This window comes from Planktothrix serta PCC 8927, from assembly GCF_900010725.2.
GTDB lineage: Bacteria > Cyanobacteriota > Cyanobacteriia > Cyanobacteriales > Microcoleaceae > Planktothrix > Planktothrix serta.
In genome coordinates, this window is record NZ_LR734878.1 from 21248 (window position 1) to 41040 (window position 19793).

Sequence of the window (19793 nt, forward strand, 5' to 3'; positions counted from 1 at the left end):
TAATTTTAAACCCATCTATTATGAGTAAAACTCCTTTTAATACAGCTAAATTAGATGAAATTTTAGCAAATAAACGTTTTAGACTAGAAAAAGAACGCCAATTTTTGTTAAATAAAACGTTAGAATGGTTAGATAAATTTGGAACTGAGTATGGAATTGAGCAAGCTTACATTTTTGGTTCTGTAACTGAGTCTAACCGATTTCATGATCAATCAGATATTGATGTTGCTGTGGAACAAGTTAATCCTGAATACTTTTTTTCAGCAATTAGTATTCTCTCAGAACATCTAGGACGGGATGTGGATATTATTCGGCTTAATCAATGTCATTTTAGCGATCGCATTCGTCAAACAGGAATCCTATGGACAAAAACACCTTAGTTCTTCTTACGGTTGATTTACAAGCTCAACTCGTATTAATTAAAACCATTGATCAACGCTTAATTGAGCGTTCTAAAAATTTACAAGCCGATGATCAAATTCTTCTGGAGAGTATTGCTTATCAAATCCACAATCTCTATAATGCAACTGAAGATTTACTGAAAATAGTAGCTAAATATTTTGAAAATAATATTAGTGATTCTAGTCAATGGCATAGTTTATTACTAAAAAGAATGACGATGAATGTGCCTGAAATTCGTCCGGCTTTGCTAAGTTCTGAAACCCATAGTATTTTGAATGGTTTAAAAGGCTTCCGTCATTTCTTTCGTCATGGCTATGGTGCTATAATTGAATATGATCAGTTGCAAGCTAATTTAGATAAAGCTCTAAAATTAATGCCCTATCTTGAAGCAGATCTCAATCGATTTATTGAGAAGTTATCTAATGATTTAGACATAAATTCCCAATAAAATTAAACATCCCTAGCTCTAGGGTAAAAAATCAGAATCCAACAATTGATCAGCTTTAAAAGGACAATATTCAGGAAATATTGCAGCAGAAAGATCGGTTTTTTTAATCACTTGCTTTCTCGCTTTGGGATAAATTTCTTCTATCTCCTGTAAAAAATAATTATACAGGGTTTTAGACTTTAATAATAATTCCAATTCAAACCGAAAATTGTCAATTTCAGTTTGCCAACCTTTACCACAACGCTGTCGTTCTGATTCCCAATATTGGTAAAGCAATAAATGAATTAGTAATTGTCTTAAATAACTAGAAACTTTGCGTTTTTGTTCGTTACCTAAAGCCAATATTTCCTCCATTAAATGGATTAAATCTAGTCCATTTATATCCTTTTTTTCTAATTTTTGATAAGTGTCCTGTAACCAGAGATAATAATCTTGTTCATAAAGACTAGAACTCTCAATATTGTTCATTGAATCACCTTTGTTTTTGGGATTATTAACTACTTATGCTTGACCGCCACGCCATTTAAAAATGATCGTCTCCTCAGCCTGTTTAAACTCGATATCAAACAAATCAAACACCACCTCTCTACCCAAAAGTATTTCCTCACAAAAATCAGTTTGCGCCCAAGCGATAGGCGCAGCAAAAACATGACCATCCAACTGTATTTCTACCTGTCGTAATAGATACTCAATACTGCCACCAACTCCCTCAGCTTGATTATTAACTTCTTCCGATCCTTTAGTATAACCCAAATCTTCACCCAGTTTTTTGCTTATCAAGCTAAGTTCGGCTCCAGAATCCACCAGTATTTGGACATTTTCCGAGTTCTGAAATTTAATCGTCACTTCATATCTGGGCTGCCAATCGTGAGATTTCAAAGACCTCATTCTGATCGGGTAAAACTTAACAGGCTCAATAAATTCGCTTTCATGTATGCGATCAATTGTATAACTCAATTTAGCTGTATCTGGGGGAATTCCATCTTTCATTTTGTCATAATCTCGATCATGACTAATCACGCCTTGATTAGTATAAGCGATCCATTGGCCCCGATATTTTTTTAATTTAGGGCGATTGGCTTTATACCAATCATTTGTTGTGGCATATTCTGGTTCCATTATTAATGATCTCCCTTGAATAATATCCAGAAAAAATTGAATAATTGAAAATAATAAGCTAATATTAGCATATAATTAGGTTAAACTGGCGGGAATCACTGGGTTTCAGACAACTTTGGACTTGAGTAGAGGAATTGACAAGAAGACCAATTAATTGTAAATTCGATTTCAGTCACCAGTAACAAATACTATGCAGCCGGACACTTCTACAACCTATCTTAAACAAGGTCAGTATTTACAACGGGAAGGCCGACTGACTGAAGCGGAAGTCGCCTATCGTCAGGCTATAGAACTCAATCCTACCTTCTATGGTAGTTTTCGATATTTAGGAGAAGTTCTGGCACTTGAGGGAAAGTTGGATCAGGCGGTTGAGGCGTATCAACGGGCTAAGGAACTTAACCCTAAAGCGTTATGGGTGCATCAAGGGTTAGGTGAGGTATTTCTACAACTGCATAAATTAGGGGATGCGATCGCTTGTTTTCAAACTGCTATTCAGATTAACCCCGATTTTAGTTGGGCTTATAATGGTTTAGGGGAATGTTGGAGTTTGAAGGGAAATGGGGAAAATGCGATCGCTGCTTATCAAAAAGCGGTTGAATTGAATCCTGATTCTGAGACGTTTCGCCACAATTTGGAGAAAGTATTAGCTGAACAAGAATTAGTTTCTGAAGAAGAAATAACGGACAAGGTTGAAGATAGTTTGGAGTTAGAGAAAACTCGGATAGGACAAAAAACTATAGAAGAAGCGATCGCCGATTGGCGACGTAATGGTGAGTTAAATTCACAAGCAGATAATAATAGCTTTTTAAATAGCTTAGAACCAATATCGAGTTTCCATATTTATCCTGAACAGTTAGCTATTCGTTCAGGTCAACTTGTTGAAAAAGGCACTAGAAAACAGTTAATTAGTCCAACGGGAAATCAAGGCTTAGTTTCTTTTGGCCCTTATATCAGAGTATCTGATGGTTTGTATCTGATCAATATAGATTGGGAATTATTAGAAAGCTTAGAAAATTATTTAGAGAATGAAATATCCCAAATTGTATTCAATTTTGATATTGTTTCAGAAGCAGCTATTGTGGTATGGCACGCCTCAACAGTGAATATAGAACAAAAAAAATTGGAATTTTTTCTGGAAATTATAGGTGTGGATAATTTAGAAGTTCGATTTTTTGCTAACGGCATTGGTTTTGCAGTAAATTTTATTCAGTTTACCTTTCTATCACAAAAGTTTAATTATTTAAAAGAATTAGGCGGTTTTTTAACTCGAAATGGTTATCAAGAAGAAGCGAGTGTTGTTTATTACAAAATTGCAAACTCTAATAACAGTAGTTTAGAAGAAAAAATTTCTGCTTGTGAATCAGCACTAGAAATAAAACCTCAATGGCTAGAGATAACCTCCAGATTATCTGAACTCCATGAAAACCTAGGACAGTTAGAGAATGCCATTCAAAATTATCAGAAACAACTAGAAACATCACCTGATTGGATAGAAGGCTACTTAAAGTTAGCAGAAATTTATGAAAAAATTGGTCAAATAGACTTAGCCATTCATCTTTATCATAGAATTTTAGAGATTGAATGGGATTATCCAGAAGTCTATGCAAGAATTGGAAAGCTAGAAAGAAAACAAGGTAAATATAAGAGAGAAATTAGCAGAGAGCCTTTTCCTGATCAGGAATTAAAGTTAACTGTTGTTATTCCAACGTATAACCGATCAACAAGACTTAAGCACTCCCTAGAAAATAATCTCAAAACGGATCGATCTGATATTGAATTTTTAATTATTGACAATAACTCGACTGATAATACTGCTGAAGTGGTACAAAATTTCATGGGAAACGATCAAAGGATTAGATATATAAAGAACGTTGCCAACCTAGGCGCTGCAAGGAATATGTTTTTGGGATTGGTCAGTTCTAAAGCTCCATTAGCAATGATCTTAGCAGACGACGACTATGTTACAGAAGGATTCGTTGACTTAGTGATTTGGATCTTTGACACTCATCCTACCGTTGGTGGTGTTTTTAATTGCTCGCTAGAGGATATTAAGAAATCTATGTTTTCAACAAATCCAAGAGGGGGGCTTCTTTACCAGAAAGGATTGGAGGGAAAAGACGTTGCAGGGTGGGCTGGTACTTTATGTGGTAGTGCATTTAGGCAAAGCTTTGTAAATTATCATGCGTTTAAATTAGATGCTTCCATCATCCCTCAACAGTGGTTTAGCCTTGATCTAGTTATGCGACATGATGTTTACGGTGTTTTTTCAGAAACAGAATATAGTAGGATTAACGCCTACATAAGCATTACAACAACCGATGGACAGACAGGGGCAAACAATATGTTATGCCGAGTCCAAAATGGATTTATATGGGATGTGGGAGCTTATGAGATGACCAATTTTAATTTATATAGATTAGCAAAACTTGGTCTTAAGGAACCTGTAGGTAGATATGTTGATGGATGGATCTTCGCACATTTTAGGATTTGGCTGGCAGATGGTGATCCAGAAGGTGCTTCGATTCTAATTAGTAGAGTAATTAGAAACCCTTACATAAGATACTCAATAGTCTTTTGGAATTCATTGATAAACATAGCTTTTTCTGGAGAAGTAGCCTTGCCAATGCCTAACAAATTTTGTCTGGTTCTGCTAGGTTGTTTTATGTTAATTTGGAGATTGATTCTTAAATTAAGAGAGTATACAGACTCAGGGTTAGCAGATATTTATTATGTTGGGGCATGGCCTCGTAAGGATACCCCTGAACTGAAACACTCTAAACTTGACTGGGAGGCGGAAGGTTCTGCTGATATAGGTTATTCAGCTATTACTGTTATTTTTGACTTAGAGTGCGAGTTGGGCTAAGGTAAGGGAACAATCTTAGATGATTGAAGCTAGTATCAGGTATATATCTGACCCTAACATTACCATGTTGATTTCGAGAAAGGTCACAGGGAGCAACTACAGTCATATTCGCTGCCCCCCCTTATGAATCCAACAAATATCGGTTCCATGAAATAGTCCGCTTAATAGCTGTCTCAATATCAACCTTCAATCCCAAACCCAATGTTTTTTGAGCTAGGGTAATATCAGGAACAAACTTAGAATGATTTGAGTTAGGATCTTCTGCAACACGCGATATTATCTTAGGTCTGAGGGGGAAGTGGTTGGCAATCTTCTCTGCAAGTTGCCTTAACGTTACTCCATAAGGACTACCCACGTTATAACTTAATCCTACCGTTCCCTGTACTAATATATTCAACAGCCAAAAAGCCATATCACTAGGATACATATAGCTTCTAACAGTTTCTCCATCCCCTAAAATACGAATTGGCCCTCCTAATAAACCATCTCGAATAAAGTTATTAATGGCCCAGGGTCTATCTAAAAGCTGGTAAGGGCCGATAAACGCAAAAGGACGAGCATTAACTATCGGTAGTCTATGTTGATTTCGATAAACGGCACACAGAGTTTCTCCCATCCGTTTAGCTTCCGCGTAGGCAGAACCAATAGAAGCGAAATCTAAAGTTCCGCGAAAACTCTCAGGAATTGTCTCTAATTCTAAGGGTTGGGAACCATAAACTAACCCAGAACTAATATTGAGAAATTTTTGTAAATTTGGCAAGCGAGTGGCAGCCATTAAAACTGATTCTGTTCCCTTAACTATGACATCCATTGTTTTTAATGGATCGGAAGCATGAAGGCGATTATCAGGATTAGCAGCGGCATGGATAATCCAACTCACATCACTCGAAATATCCAAAAGACTGCGGATATCTCGCTCTATAATCACTACATCCTTTCTCATTGCCAAGTGGGGAGCTTTAGCACTAAAATTATAAGCCCTACCTGATAGGAGAATTAATTTTGTATTGAAGTTATGAGTGTCATTTAAAAAGGCAACTAATTCAGTTAGCCAAGTCCCAATAAAACCCGTACCTCCGGTAATTAAAACGCACTCACCCTTCAAAGCCGATAAAGCATTAGAGACACCCGTTGTTACCTGCTCGCAATCTTCTTTAATAATCTCAATTAAGTCTTGTCTCATGACTTCACTGCACCTTCTGCTGCTAGTTTCATCGCCACCTCAATAATTAAATCCTCTTGACCTGCTACCACCTTACGGCGGCCTAGTTCAAAAAATACATCCTTCGCATTAACTTTATACTCCTTGGAAATGCGTTCAACGTGTTTGGCAAACCCTGAAAAAACTCCAGATAAGCCACTAACTACACTCAGGGATTTAATACTAGGAATAACAGGCATTAATTCTTTCTCAGCAATATCTGCTGCATCTAGCATTTTATATAAATCAATGCCTGTTGAAAATCCCATTCTTTCTAACACCGCTACCAACACTTCAAGCTGAGTATTTCCTGAGCCAGCGCCAAAACCACGAGCCGTACCATCTAAGATAGTTGCTCCCGCCTGGACAGCCGCCACGGAATTAGCAACTGCCATTCCTAGATTATTATGCCCATGAAAACCCACTGGAATAGTTAAACTTTTTACTAGCTCTGCTATTCTCTCCGTCACATCACTCGGAAGGTAAGCACCTGCTGAGTCCATAATTACAACGGCTTCAGCACCGTAAGATTCCATTTTCAAAGATTCTTCCGCCAAAAGCTCCTTTGATGCCATGTGGCTCATCATTAGGACTCCATACACCTCTTTCCCTTTATCACGAGCATAACCAATATGTCGCTGAGTGATATCTGCTTCGGTGCAGTGAGAGGCAACTCTGACCAAATCTACACCAATTTCTATGGCAGTTTTCAAGTCTTTGTTAATCGTGGCAAAACCAGGAATAACATGAATGCTTAACTTCGAGTTGACTAGATTCTCCCTAGCTACTTCCAGCATTTCTCGATCGCCGATCAGACTTTCTCCTACTTGTAGGGAAGAAGCACCGAGGCCATTACCATGTCCCACCTCAACTATTGGAACACCAGCAGCATCGGCCGCCGCGGCATAGAGAGCGATTTGACGGGCATTTAACTGATGACGAACGGCATGATTTCCGTCCCGCAGAGTGGGGTCACTAATCAATACAGTTGACATAAGGCTCCTCTACTGAGTCACAATCATCATAGTCTAAGTTTCTAATATAGTCTTTGGCATATTCTTCGGCTGTGGCGATCGCAGCACAGTTAATAATATCCAGATTGCCAGCATATCTTGGTAGGTAGTCGCCCAGCCCTTGAACTTTCACCGTAATTACAATCCGGTTATTCTCGAATACTGGAGGTACCACGAGTTGATATCCGGGAACATATAACCGAATATTATTAACCATCTCATTAACAAGAGTATTAAGCTCCTCAATATTAGGCTGATCTACTTTGGCAAATACGGTAGTCTGCATATCAATGCAGGGCTGTGCTGGGTTGAGGATGAGAATTGCCTTAGCGCGATCGCATCCCGAAAACTTTTTAATTCCCTGTTCGGTCGTTTCAATATATTCATCAATATTAGCACGGGTAGCTGGCCCGGCGCCTCGGGAAGCGATGCTAGAAACCACCTCTATATACTCAACATTTGCGTGTGTGCGCCCGATCAGATAGGCTAAAGGTATAGAAGCCTGACCTCCGCAACTCACCATATTAACATTCTTGTACAAGCTGCATTTTTGGATATTCACAGCCGGAACGCACATTTCTCCCACCTTAGCAGGTGTCATATCAATCACAATCTTACCTAGCTTTTCTAGTAAAGACCAGTGATAAATGTGATCTCTAGCGGATGTGGCATCAAAAACCAAATCACAGCAGTCGGGTTCTTTAATAATAGCCTCAATACTCTGGTCAGAAATTTTGACCCCCAGACTATTTGCCTTTGCCATCCCTGGAGATCCCATATTGCGCCCAATAAATAGAACGCACTCAAGAAAAGGCGATCGCATTGTCTTAATTAAAAGATCCGTACCGATATTGCCACTTCCCAGTATTGCTACCTTTAGTTTTCGCATCTTTTTACCTCCTAATTCTTGCCAAATTCCTATTTATTAATACCAGAGAAATTGGGAAATTCTACACAATTTTTTCACGGACGCAATTTTCTAAGTATTCTTCCCGGGGCAGGAATGGAAACATATCATCATAAGGCATTGACATCATTCTACCGTCATCCATCTTTTTAGAAGCCACTCTCGGAATCAGTAATTGGTTGGGCGGTGTCATCACTTCACAAATTACTGCACCCTGATAATTAATAAGTTCAGCCAGTTTAGCATCCAAATCATCAAGACCTAAAATCCTGATAAATTTAATTCCATAGGCATAGGCAATCTTTTCCATATCTGGACAACTCACACCGCTATCTTTATCTACACCGATAAAACGACCCTCCTGAAAATTATTTTGGGTGAGTCGAATCAAGAGGTAGCCATTATTATTTAAAATGACTAATTTGACGGGAAGATTGTTCTGAGCGATGGTTTGCAACTCTTGGATATTAAACTGAACTGAGCCATCTCCAGTAATGCAAAAAACATCTTTTCCCTGACTAGCTGCTGCTACACCTACCGATCCAGGCATATAACCCATTGTGGATAGACCACCTGTGATAATATGTCTCTGTCCGAACTTTACTTGAAATGCCTGGGCGAAAACATGAAAACAAGAACCTGTATCAACTAAGAAAATTGCATCTTCAGAGACTTTTTCCGAAAACCGCCGCATAAAGTGATAGGAGTTAATGCCATCTTTTTCCTGTTGATACTCCGGTAAATCAACGGGATACTTTCCTTTCCAAATTTGGGTTTGTTCTCTCCATAGATTATTGTCTAACTGATAATCACCTAATCTTTCTAGGAGTAAATCTAAAAACAACTTTGCATCTGTCTGGACTGCTATATCTGGGATAACAGAAGGCTTGGTAAGCTCTTGCTCGTCAACATCAACACAGATTTTTTTGGCATGACGGGCAAAGTCTTGAAAATCGTAACCTACTAAACCGATACCCAGACGACAGCCAATATTAAGTAATAGGTCAGAATTTTGAATAGTAAAGTTAGCTGCGCGATCGCCATAAGTCCCAGGTCTACCCACAAACAAAGGATGGGAATGATCAATTAAATCCATCCCTAGTCTCGATGTCATTACGGGAATGCCAGTTTTTTCTGCTAATTTGTGAAAATCTTTAATAGCACCTGAAAGTCTAATTCCCGCTCCACCCAAAATACAGGGTCTTCTGCTTTGGCGAATCGCTTCGACAACCTGATCAACCTTCTCCTTCAGGTCATTACTTGACTGCTGTAATTCTGGGGGTGTAAATCCCTCAAATTCATCGGGGTCAAAGTAAGCACCTTGAATATCAATGGGAGATTCAATCCATACCGGGCCTACACGATGGGAGGTTGCCAGGTAAATACACTTTTCGACTTCATATCTTACCCTAGATAAATCGTTAAGCATGACGGCATATTTAGTCACCTGTTCAAATATGGGTAAGGTATTGAAACCTTGAAGTGCAAATTGTCTCGGCCCTGTAACAATGGCTTGGGATACCTTAGACTGACCCGAAACAATAATACAGGGGGAAGAATCTACATAAGCTCCCACAACTCCTGTCAATGTATTTAATGCCCCAGGCCCGGCGGTAACATAAGCAACTCCCAGTTTTCCTGTGAATCTCCCATAGGCTTCCGCCGCCATAACTGCGGATTGCTCATGGTGACAGCAGACAAATTTCTGTTTCCCATGCTGATACAGTGCATCGGTCAGGTGCATGATCATGCCACCTGTAATCAAGAATACATACTCTCCACCCGCTTCATACAACTTCTTTGTTATAAAGTCTGCAACCCGCATTTTCATTTTTTTTATGACCACCTAATAGGTTTTATATGAAGTAAATAATGCCTAATTATTTTTACTTATCGAATTTTTTTGTGCTTATATCGTTTCCGCAAATGATTGCTACAAATAGAACTGGTAAGCCTCCGCCTAGTCAACCCATTATGTAGCAAACATTTGGGTAATCCATATTACTTAATAAGCTCAATCAAATTCTTACACACGAAGTCAATATCTTCCTCTACGAGATTAGCTGCTGAAGCCAATGAAATACCTCGTTCCCATACTTTCTTGGCAACCGGATTAGGAAAACGTTGCTCCAATACTGGAAACCGACTCATTTGGGGAAAGCCAGGGCGACAATGAATATTTAATTCCTTAAGCTTCTGCAAAACGACATCGCGACTGGCAGAAATACTATCCTCTAACAAAATTGATGGATAGCAATAATTGCTTTTACAGCCTTCCTTTTCTTTAATAATTTTGATACCAGATACATTTTTCAACCTTTCATAGTACCAATTAAAAATCTGACGTTTCTTGCCCATTAATTCTTCAATACGCTCTACTTGAGCTAGTGCTAATGCAGCAGTCAGATTGGCAATTGTGTATTGATAACCGAGCATATCTGACCAAAAAACTGCTTGAGAGTCAGTTCGCCCCATTGAAGCTAATAATTTAGCTTTCTCATACATTTCTTCGTTATTAGTTACGAAAATTCCGCCTTCACCACTGACAGTCAGTTTTGCACCATGAAAGCTAAAACAACCTATATCCCCAAAAGTTCCCACTTTTTGACCTTTAAATTCTGCTCCCATCGCAGGTGCTGCGTCTTCAATAACATATAGCCCATATTTATGAGCAATAGCCATGATCTCATCCATCTGTGCTGGATGTCCGAAAGTATGAACTAACATAATAGCTTTAGTCTTCGGCGTGATAGCTTTCTCAATGGCTTGAGGATCGATACACCAAGTATCTGGATCTATATCGACAAAAACACATTTAGCACCCGTGTAAGCAATCGCATAAGCGGTAGCTACCCAACTAAAGTCTGTGACAATAACTTCATCTTCCTTGCCTAAATCAAGTACGGTGGCTGAAAGGTGAAGTGCTAAAGTACAACAATGAGTTGCCAGCGCATATTTGACACCCAAATAATCTGCTACTGTCTTCTCAAGTTTCTTGGCATATAGATCATAAGTTTCATAGAAACCATTAAGGGTGGCATCCGTGACATAATCTACCTCTTTTTGAGTAATCCAAGGCCCTGCAAAACTAATTTTCTTTCTCATGGTTTAGCCTCTTTATAGTTTTAACAATTGTTCACACGCTTGTTCCAAAATCGCATTCGATTTCGCAAAGCAAAAACGCACTAAATTTTCACCTTTGTTACTAGCATAGAATGCTTCACCTGGCACTGTGGCAACACCCACTTTTTTCAGGATAAACATTGCCTTTTCTTTACTGGTTTTACCTGGCAAAGAACTCACATCTGCCAGTATATAGTAGGCACCGTGTGGAATGTAAGGGGTTATTCCAATCTTTAATAATGTTCCACATAGTTGATCACGCTTTATCTGGTATTCATGAGATAACCATTGATAATAATCGGGTAGCAACTGGTTAATACCTTCTGCTACCCCCTTTTGCAAGGGTGCAGGACTGCAAACATAGATTAAATCACTAACATAACCAATCATTTGTGCCCATTTTTCGTGACAAACCGCATAACCCACACGCCAACCTGTAATGCTAAAAGTCTTGGAATAACCTGATATTGTAATAGTGCGCTCCGCTATACTGTCTAATGAAGCGGGGCTGATATGTTTACGTCCATCATAAAGAAAATACTCGTAAATTTCATCCGTAAACACAAATAAATCATGTTTTATAGCCAAGTCTGCTATTTTTTCTAATTCATCTTTCGTAAATACTTTACCACTCGGATTTGCTGGTGTACAAATCATAATACCTTTTGTTTTTGATGTAACAACTTGCTTCAGTTCATCCATATCAAAAGTCCAGTCGGGGGGTGATAATGTCACATAGATAGGCACTGCACCAACTGCTAACAAGGTACTTATATGATAACCATAGTAAGGTTCAAAAAAGATAACTTCATCTCCAGGGTTAAGTAATGCTAAACACGCAGAGTAAAAAGCACCTGTAGCACCGCTAGAGACAATAATATTTTTTTCTGGATCGGTTTTAACGTTATTGTAGGAAAGCATCTTATGCTCAATAGCCTTCCGTAGTGATTCAATGCCATCATAGCGGGTATAATGATTTTCACCTTGTTCTATAGCCTCTATTGCACCTTGCTTAACAGGAAGAGGTATCTCTAAATCACAAACTCCTTGAGACATATTAATGCCACCTATACGATCACACTCAATAGACATATTTCGTATCTCAGACTGAGAGATTGACTGAGAAAGTCTGCTAAACATTAAAGGCATCTTAGTATTTCTCCCTTAAACAGTTAAAGAGTTTTTGGCACATATTTCATACACACAAAATAATTGTCAGGAGGTTCCTGATCATCTTGACTTAAGGGTATATGATTGATTTCACCGTTGCTTTCTACACGACGCAAGGGTTGTTTTCCTTCTATAATAAATCCCAGATTGGTATAGAAATTGATAGCATGAGTATTGTCTTGGAGGGTTCTTAAACAGAAACCTTTTGGAATAATGGTAGACTCAGCCCAATTTAACAAGGATTTAACCCCATAAGACATGATGCCTCGTTCTACACATTGAACTCCCCGAATAACATTATCTAGTTCCATCAAACCTTCTTCATTTAGTGAATTTGCAAATCCTAAGTGTCCAATGGGATGACCATAGCAATTCACCACCAAAAATAATATCCGGTCTGGAACATCTAAGACAAGTTTACGTAGCCACTGTTTAGTCCCTTCTAGGGTTACTTTAAATTGATTATGAAAAGTAGTAGCTTCTTCTCGCCATTGAGCTAACTTTGCGATCAAATCTTCATCTTCTGCGTACAATTCACTAACACAAAGAAGGTAGCCTTTCTCATCAGCTAACCTTATGCTACATGATACCAATTCATCAAAGCGGTAGATTGACTTGAGAGAGGCAAATTCTGCTATAACTTTTGCTTGATAAACTTTTATTTCTTCCGTACAAATGTTACTCATATTTAACGAATCCTTTGAAAACATTTACCACATAAGCTAACATTTCCTCAGTCAACCCTGGAAATAGCCCAATCCAAAATGATCTTGCCATAACTTGATCGGTTTTTGGCAAATCTCCCACAATTCGATAATTTAACCCTTCATAAGCAGGTTGCTTAATCAAATTTCCACCAAATAATAATCTAGTACCAATCCGTTTTTCTTCCAAATATTGGACTAACTCATTCCGAGTAAAAGGAGCATTTTCTTTAACAGAAATAAGAAAACCAAACCAACTAGGTTCGGAACCAGGAGTAGACTGAGGCAATTGTAACACATCCTGTAAATCTTGCAACTGCTGATACATAAAATCAAAATTATGCTGACGTTTTGCCACAAATTCAGGTAATTTATCCAATTGAGCAACACCGACAGCCGCCTGCATATCGGTTAGTTTTAAGTTATAACCAACATGGGAATAAGTGTATTTGTGGTCATAGCCCAAAGGTAAATCTCCTAACTGCCAACCAAAACGCTTATTACAGGTATTATCAACCCCAGGAGCGCACCAACAATCTCGACCCCAATCTCTAAAGGATTCTACAATTTTTTTTAGGCGTGTATCATTGGTTAAAACTGCGCCTCCCTCACCCATAGTGATATGATGGGCAGGATAAAAACTGACAGTTGATAAATGACCGAAACTTCCGGTTTTTTTGCCTTGATAAACACTCCCTACCGCATCACAATTATCTTCAATTAACCACAAATCATGTTTTTCGACAAAAGCCATCACCGCTTCTAAATTAAAGGGATTTCCCAAGGTATGGGCAATCATAATCGCACGGGTACGAGGCGAAACTGCTAACTCTAATTGATCAATATCAATATCATAAGTAGGCAGTTTCACATCCACAAATACGGGGACTAACTGATTTTGAAAAATCGGATTCACCGTTGTAGGAAATCCTGCCGCCACCGTAATTACTTCATCTCCGGGTTTCAGTTGCTTATCCCCTAATTTGGGCGATGTTAAAGCAGATAAGGCAACTAAATTAGCAGAAGACCCGGAGTTAACCAGTAAGCAGTGTTTAACCCCCATCCACTCTGCAAAACGTTGTTCAAATTCCGCAGCATAGCGTCCTGTAGTTAACCAAAAATCCAGTGACGCATCAACTAAATGTACCAGTTCTTGCTCATCAAACACTTTACCCGAAGCCGGGATATAGGTTTGACCTGGGATAAAGGTTTTGTGAGTAAACTTATATTGGTAGTAGTCTTTGACCGCAGCAAAAACTTGTTCTCTGAGTGCTTGTTCTTGATCGGAGGTACTAGCAGGACGAGGTAAAGATTGAGTCATGATCACTTCCTAAAATTAGCGATTTCTCTTTATTTTAAAGATTTTTTAGCAAAATAAGGACTTGCTGGATTCACAATTAACCGTTGTTGACGAGGATCTATTAATACATCCATATCCTCCACAGGAATAGCCCCTAATAAGACCTCAGTATCTCCTGATAATACCATTGCTCGACAAGTAGTAGAACGATTTTCAAAGCGCACTTCTACAGGGCCAACAATCTCTAGTTTCAACTTTGAACCATCTGCTAATTCAGCAATTTGTTCTTCTAATTTCGGTAAATCTAGCTGGAGTTTAATGCTTTCATTAATAGCTAACATATAAGCACCACTATCAACTAAAGCATTCACTGTTATTTTCTTGACATTTTCCGGCTGGATATATCCCCGTCTTGCTAAAACCAAATCATCGCCACTAATCAATTCGATTTCTGCGTAGGTAAGTCCCATGAGATTTAATTGCACTCCTTTTTTAATTTAAGCGATCGCGTAAAAAATCTTGATACCATTTTATCGTCTCCTGTAAACATTCATCAAGGGAATATTTAGGCTTCCAATTCAACATTTCACGAGCTTTTTTAGCGGAAAGATACTGATGCTTAATTTCATTTTTGGCTTGATTCAAAATAATAGGTTCTAAATCCCTCTTATCCATCAAAGCTAGAATTTTCTGCACCAGTTCTAACACTGTAATTTGCAGTTCATTACTAAAATTGAACGCCTCGCCCCAGATTTCTTTTCTTTCCATTTGTTCCGCCAAATGCAGATAGGCTAATACCCCATCCCTAACATAAAAATAATCCCGAATATAACTACCATCACTACGGATAGTAACAGGTTTATCGCGCAATGCTGAACGAATAGTATCCGGTACAATCCGGTTAAAATTCAAGTCCCCACCGCCATAAAAATTGCCACAGCGAGTAATACAAACTGGCAATCCATAACTAACATAATAAGTGCGACAAATCAAATCTGCACAACTTTTAGACACATCATAAGGGTGTTCCCCTTGTAAGGGTGTGGTTTCATCGTAGGGCAAAATTTCTTGATCCCCGTAAGCCTTATCACTAGAAGCCACTACAATTCGACTCACTCCCCCCACCCGACGACAGGCTTCTAATAGGTTCCAAGTTCCTTTAATATTGGCTTCAAAGGTCGCTAAGGGTTCACGGTTAGCTACTCCGACAATGGTTTGAGCCGCTAAGTGAAAAACAGTATCGACTTCATACTCATTAATCGCTCGTTCTAGGGTTGGTAAATCTTCAATACAACCCCGAACAATATTAATTTGATGATGCCAGTTTTCAGTATACAATCGAGACTGGGGAACACCATCTCGGATTAAAGCCGTTACCCTAGCTCCTCGCTGCACTAACTCCGCTACTAACCAACTTCCTAATAACCCCGTACAACCTGTGACAAACACAGAGCGATCGCGCCAGAATTGACTCATTTCCATACCTTCCAAGGAGCTTGTTGAGTTTCCCACATTTTATTCAGTTCAGTGTATTCTTTAAAGGTATCCATAGCATAAAAAAAGCCGTGATGCTGATAACTCATTAACTGACCCTCCGCCGTTAAACGTTCTAAAGGTTCCCGTTCTAATATACAATGCCCCCCCTCTAAATAATCAAATACTTTGCGGTTAAAGACAAAATAACCCGCACTCACCCATTTGTTATCCTTAATCTTCTCCCCAAACTTCAAAACCCTAGCTTCTCGTTCATCAATATCCACAATTCCATAACGAGAAGGCGGTTGTACTGTTGTGACGGTTGCCAGTTTCCCATGTTCTTTATGAAAACTGAGTAATTCTCCAATATTGACATCAGCCAGACCATCTCCATAAGTGACCATAAACAGATCATCTTCGATATATTTCTCGATCTGCTTAATTCTTCCTCCGGTCTGGGTTTCAAGTCCTGTATTAGCTAACGTTACCCGAAAATTCTGCTCATCGTGATTATTCAGATAACTAATTTGGTTAGGAACTCCTAAACCGATGGTAAAGTCATTGTTCATCGCTTCATAGTTGAGGAAATATTCCTTGATCATATTTCCCCGATATCCCAAACAGGTGATAAAATCTAAGAACCCATAATGGGCATAGAGTTTCATAATATGCCAAATAATCGGGCGTCCGCCCACTTCAACTAAAGGTTTAGGACGATATTCTGTTTCTTCTCGAAGGCGAGTTCCCAGACCTCCGGCTAAAATTACAACTTGCATCGCTTGCCCCAATATTTAATAAACAAACTTATAATAACCGATTAGAAAGATCAAAATTGATTGAATCAATCAGAACTGCCACTTGATGTTAAACTACATATAGCGATCCTAAATGATTTGTGATCAAAACCTGTAGGGGTGATGTCCCTCCAAACCCTCTTTGCGCCTGGGTGGGGAGAACACCCCTACGATAAAATATTACAACCTATTTAGGATTGCTATATAATGAAAACCTATTCAGCCTGATGACAAAATGACGGTAAGCATTTTCACTGAAGCCAACCAATTTCTTAGAACTGGTCAACTGGATAAGGCCGTTATAGCCTATCACCAAGCCATTGATCAAAACCCTAATTTTTATGCTTATTATCAGAATCTCGCAGAAGCTTTAGCTAAAAGAGGAGATTGGCAGGAATCCGTCGCGGCTTACCGTCAAGCTGTCAAGCTCAATCCTCGCTCGGCTGGCTGTGTGTATGAGTATGGCACCGCCTTACTGCACACGGGGAACTTTGATGAAGCGGTGGTGATGCTAGAAAAAGCTATTAGTCTCAACCCGGAATCATCGGATTTGTATTACAGTTTAGGAAAAGCTCTACAACAACAAGGTCAACTGGATACAGCCCTAGACTATTTTCAAAAAGCCCTGAATTTAAACCCGCAATTCCCTAAACTTTACGAACAGATTGGCGATATTTTGATTGCTCAGGGGAAAGGAGAAGAAGCTATTAGCTATTGGCAAAATGCCCTAGAATTGGGGGTTGGGGGTTGGGAACTTTATATGAAACTGGGGGAAACCAGGCAAGAGCAAAAAGACATAGATAGTGCCATTAACTATTATCAACAAGCCCTTGAGTTAAATCCTAATTCCCACTGGCTACACTATAAGTTAGGAACAGCTTTAGTTACCCAAGGTAAATCCCAAGAAGCGATCGCAGCTTACAAAAAAGCCATAGAGTTAGAACCAGGGGCGGCAATTATTCATCACTATTTGGGACATACTCTATCTGCTTTGAATCAGTGGGAAGATGCGATCGCCAGTTATCGTAAAGCCCTAAAACTTGCCCCCGACGCGGCTATAATTTATCAACATTGGGGAGATGCTTTAGCTGCCATGCAACAGTGGCATGAAGCCGTTGAAAAATATCGCAAATCTGTTGAATTAGAACCTAACTCCCTAGAAGCTCAGGATCATTTGGGGTTTGCTCTAGCTCAACTTGGAGACGAAAAGGAAGCGATCGCTTGCTATAACAAAGCCCTTGAACTCAGTCCCAATTCCGATGTTGTCAACTCCCATTTAGCGGACACCCTGCGGAAACGGGGAAAGCCTTCGGATTTAGATGCAGCGTTTAGCTACTATCTCAAAGCAGGTGAGCAGAATGAACTTAACTTAGAAGCGTGCCAAAAAGCCGTTGAAATGAGACCCCATCATGCTCATGCTCGGTTACGCTTGGGGATAGCCCTAAGCAAACATGGACGTTGGCAAGAAGCAATTGTCGCTTACCACCAAGCTATAGAAATTGACCCGCTCAACTTTTGGGGGCCTCATTTGTTGGCAGATGCTTTATCAACTAGCGGTCAAAGACAAGAAGCCATTGCAGCCTATCAAACTGCCATAGAATTAAATCCTGATTTTTCTTGGACCCATCACAATTTAGGCGATCGCTTACGAGAGCAAGGTGAATATGATCAAGCCATTGCAGCCTATCGTCGCGCCACTGAGATCGAACCCGATGTCGCTAAATTCCATTACGATTTAGGGGATACCTTAGCGAAGATAGGGGAAATCAATGAAGCCAGTTTATGTTATCGTCGGGCTTTAGAATTAGAAAGTTAGCTTAACCCATGAGAATTCCCAAATCTCACCCTCCCTTATCGAAAATTTTGGGTTTAAAACCCCGTCCCTTCGACAGGCTCAGGGCAAGCTCTTTCAGGACGGCTTTATGATACAATAGAAAGGCTTTCAGGTTGAAATCCCGCTCACATCGTGAAAATTCTGCTGAAACAATGCAGCACTTTTGAGGAGAAAACAAATAAGCAAGAGCCACTGAATACTCTTTAAACAAGACAGTAACCAGTTGACATTGGTGAATGAATAACTAGGTCAGCTTTTGTCGCCAGATAGATAGGGTAGGGCATACCCGAATCTTGGTTGAAATACCAAAACGCTGGGAGAGCCATCCAGAAACAGGACACTAGATAACAAGTGATCTTCTAGCAAGTTCGGATGGGACATAACAGTGTAAGACCTAAGTATGGGGAACCAAAAAGGGCGGTTGTTAGCTCAAGAATCCCCGCCGTAAAACGGCGAGGGAGTGTCAACTGGTGAGATGAATCGCGAGCCAACAGCGGTAGGTAGTTGCCAAAATTTCAGTTTGTCCTAAACTAATAATGCTAAACATGATGGAGGGAAAATTTTAATTTGAATGCTTTGATTTTCGGTGCTAACGGACAAGATGGATATTACTTAAACGAGCTTTGCCAAGCCCAAGGAATCAACTCAATGGGAATAGCGCGCTCTGGAGATTTTATTCGCGGTGATGTTTCTGATTATGAACTGGTTCAGCAATTAATCAAAGAATATAATCCAGAATATATATTTCACTTAGCGGCAAAATCAACAACGCGACATGATGCAATGTTTGAAAATCATGGAACAATTTGTACAGGTACACTGAATATCCTAGAATCAGTGTACAGGCACTGTCCTCGCTCTAAGGTTTTTATTACTGGCAGTGGCCTTCAATTCTATAATGATGGCACTCCCATTTCAGAAGATAGTCCCTTTGAAGCAAACAGTGCCTACGCCTTTGCCCGTATCCAGTCTGTCTATGCGGCCCGATACTATAGAACATTGGGGGTCAAAACTTATGTAGGATATTTATTTCATCATGAAAGTTCCTTGAGAAAGCCTCATCATGTCAGTCAAAAAGTAGTACAAGCTGCTAAACGTATTGTGCATGGTTCTGAGGAAAAGTTGTGCCTGGGTGACATTTCTGTAGAAAAAGAATGGACTTTTGCGGGTGATGTTGCACGAGGTATAATGATTCTTATGCAACAGGATAATGTTTTTGAAACAGTCATCGGCTCCGGCAAAACATATACTATTCAAGATTGGATAGAAATATGCTTTTCAATGCTAGGTTTAGATTGGCGAATCTATGTAGATCAGACTGAAAATTTTCAACCCGAATATAAGCGGTTAGTCTCCAATCCGTCACTCATACAGAGTCTGGATTGGCAGCCAAGGATAAGTCTGCAAGAACTGGCGGCAAAAATGATTCATAATTAGTT

At 39.4% G+C, this 19793-nt stretch carries 18 protein-coding genes; 5 read left to right on the forward strand and 13 right to left on the reverse strand.

The features are described from left to right. Window positions 1-20: 20 nt before the first annotated feature. On the forward strand, window positions 21-380 hold the full coding sequence (locus PL8927_RS19605) for a nucleotidyltransferase family protein (protein WP_083624936.1): 360 nt from the start codon (window positions 21-23) through the stop codon (window positions 378-380). Beyond that, window positions 362-850 (forward strand): ribonuclease toxin HepT-like protein, encoded by a 489-nt coding sequence (locus PL8927_RS19610; protein ID WP_083624937.1) that lies wholly within the window; start codon window positions 362-364, stop codon window positions 848-850. The genes PL8927_RS19605 and PL8927_RS19610 overlap by 19 nt, the downstream gene beginning before the upstream one ends. A gap of 18 nt (window positions 851-868) precedes the next feature. Here PL8927_RS19610 and PL8927_RS19615 read toward each other — a convergent pair whose 3' ends face one another. Continuing rightward, window positions 869-1318, reverse strand: a complete 450-nt coding sequence (locus tag PL8927_RS19615) for a DUF29 domain-containing protein (protein ID WP_083624938.1) — start codon at window positions 1316-1318, stop codon at window positions 869-871. Window positions 1319-1351: 33 nt separating this feature from the next. Beyond that, complete coding sequence (locus PL8927_RS19620) at window positions 1352-1969, reverse strand: aspartyl protease family protein (protein ID WP_083624939.1); 618 nt, start codon at window positions 1967-1969, stop codon at window positions 1352-1354. Between the two features lie 190 nt (window positions 1970-2159). On the opposite strand from PL8927_RS19620, the gene PL8927_RS19625 reads away from it, so the two are divergent. After that, window positions 2160-4832, forward strand: a complete 2673-nt coding sequence (locus PL8927_RS19625; RefSeq protein ID WP_083624940.1) for a tetratricopeptide repeat protein — start codon at window positions 2160-2162, stop codon at window positions 4830-4832. A gap of 121 nt (window positions 4833-4953) precedes the next feature. On the opposite strand, the gene PL8927_RS19630 is transcribed toward PL8927_RS19625, so the two are convergent. The 11 genes from PL8927_RS19630 to rfbF all read right to left on the reverse strand — a co-directional run bounded on the left by PL8927_RS19630 (window position 4954) and on the right by rfbF (window position 16502). Continuing rightward, window positions 4954-6015, reverse strand: coding sequence for an NAD-dependent epimerase/dehydratase family protein (locus tag PL8927_RS19630; protein ID WP_083624941.1), 1062 nt, complete (start codon window positions 6013-6015; stop codon window positions 4954-4956). Then, complete coding sequence (gene dmpG, locus PL8927_RS19635) at window positions 6012-7028, reverse strand: 4-hydroxy-2-oxovalerate aldolase (protein WP_083624942.1); 1017 nt, start codon at window positions 7026-7028, stop codon at window positions 6012-6014. Before dmpG ends, PL8927_RS19630 begins: the two co-directional genes overlap by 4 nt. Beyond that, window positions 7009-7935 (reverse strand): acetaldehyde dehydrogenase (acetylating), encoded by a 927-nt coding sequence (locus PL8927_RS19640; protein ID WP_083624943.1) that lies wholly within the window; start codon window positions 7933-7935, stop codon window positions 7009-7011. Before PL8927_RS19640 ends, dmpG begins: the two co-directional genes overlap by 20 nt. Before the next feature lie 61 nt (window positions 7936-7996). After that, window positions 7997-9784, reverse strand: a complete 1788-nt coding sequence (locus PL8927_RS19645; RefSeq protein WP_083624944.1) for a thiamine pyrophosphate-binding protein — start codon at window positions 9782-9784, stop codon at window positions 7997-7999. Window positions 9785-9954: 170 nt separating this feature from the next. Then, on the reverse strand, window positions 9955-11058 hold the full coding sequence (locus PL8927_RS19650; RefSeq protein WP_083624945.1) for a DegT/DnrJ/EryC1/StrS family aminotransferase: 1104 nt from the start codon (window positions 11056-11058) through the stop codon (window positions 9955-9957). A gap of 12 nt (window positions 11059-11070) precedes the next feature. Further along, entirely contained in the window at window positions 11071-12132 is a 1062-nt protein-coding gene (locus PL8927_RS19655) for a pyridoxal phosphate-dependent aminotransferase (RefSeq protein WP_197047488.1), read from the reverse strand. 116 nt (window positions 12133-12248) lie between these two features. Continuing rightward, on the reverse strand, window positions 12249-12932 hold the full coding sequence (locus PL8927_RS19660; RefSeq protein ID WP_197047489.1) for a GNAT family N-acetyltransferase: 684 nt from the start codon (window positions 12930-12932) through the stop codon (window positions 12249-12251). Continuing rightward, entirely contained in the window at window positions 12925-14271 is a 1347-nt protein-coding gene (rfbH, locus tag PL8927_RS19665) for a lipopolysaccharide biosynthesis protein RfbH (protein WP_083624951.1), read from the reverse strand. Before rfbH ends, PL8927_RS19660 begins: the two co-directional genes overlap by 8 nt. Before the next feature lie 29 nt (window positions 14272-14300). Continuing rightward, the gene (locus PL8927_RS19670) at window positions 14301-14720 is read right to left on the reverse strand and encodes a clan AA aspartic protease (protein ID WP_083624954.1); all 420 of its coding nucleotides are present in this window, start codon (window positions 14718-14720) and stop codon (window positions 14301-14303) included. A gap of 22 nt (window positions 14721-14742) precedes the next feature. Further along, window positions 14743-15726: a GDP-mannose 4,6-dehydratase gene (locus tag PL8927_RS19675; RefSeq protein ID WP_083625416.1), complete on the reverse strand. Its 984-nt coding sequence runs from the start codon at window positions 15724-15726 to the stop codon at window positions 14743-14745. Continuing rightward, window positions 15723-16502, reverse strand: a complete 780-nt coding sequence (rfbF, locus tag PL8927_RS19680) for a glucose-1-phosphate cytidylyltransferase (RefSeq protein WP_083624956.1) — start codon at window positions 16500-16502, stop codon at window positions 15723-15725. The genes PL8927_RS19675 and rfbF overlap by 4 nt, the downstream gene beginning before the upstream one ends. A 253-nt stretch (window positions 16503-16755) precedes the next feature. On the opposite strand from rfbF, the gene PL8927_RS19685 reads away from it, so the two are divergent. Next, the gene (locus PL8927_RS19685; protein WP_083624958.1) at window positions 16756-18336 is read left to right on the forward strand and encodes a tetratricopeptide repeat protein; all 1581 of its coding nucleotides are present in this window, start codon (window positions 16756-16758) and stop codon (window positions 18334-18336) included. Window positions 18337-18921: 585 nt separating this feature from the next. After that, window positions 18922-19791 (forward strand): GDP-mannose 4,6-dehydratase, encoded by an 870-nt coding sequence (locus PL8927_RS19690; RefSeq protein ID WP_083624960.1) that lies wholly within the window; start codon window positions 18922-18924, stop codon window positions 19789-19791. Window positions 19792-19793 lie beyond the last annotated feature (2 nt).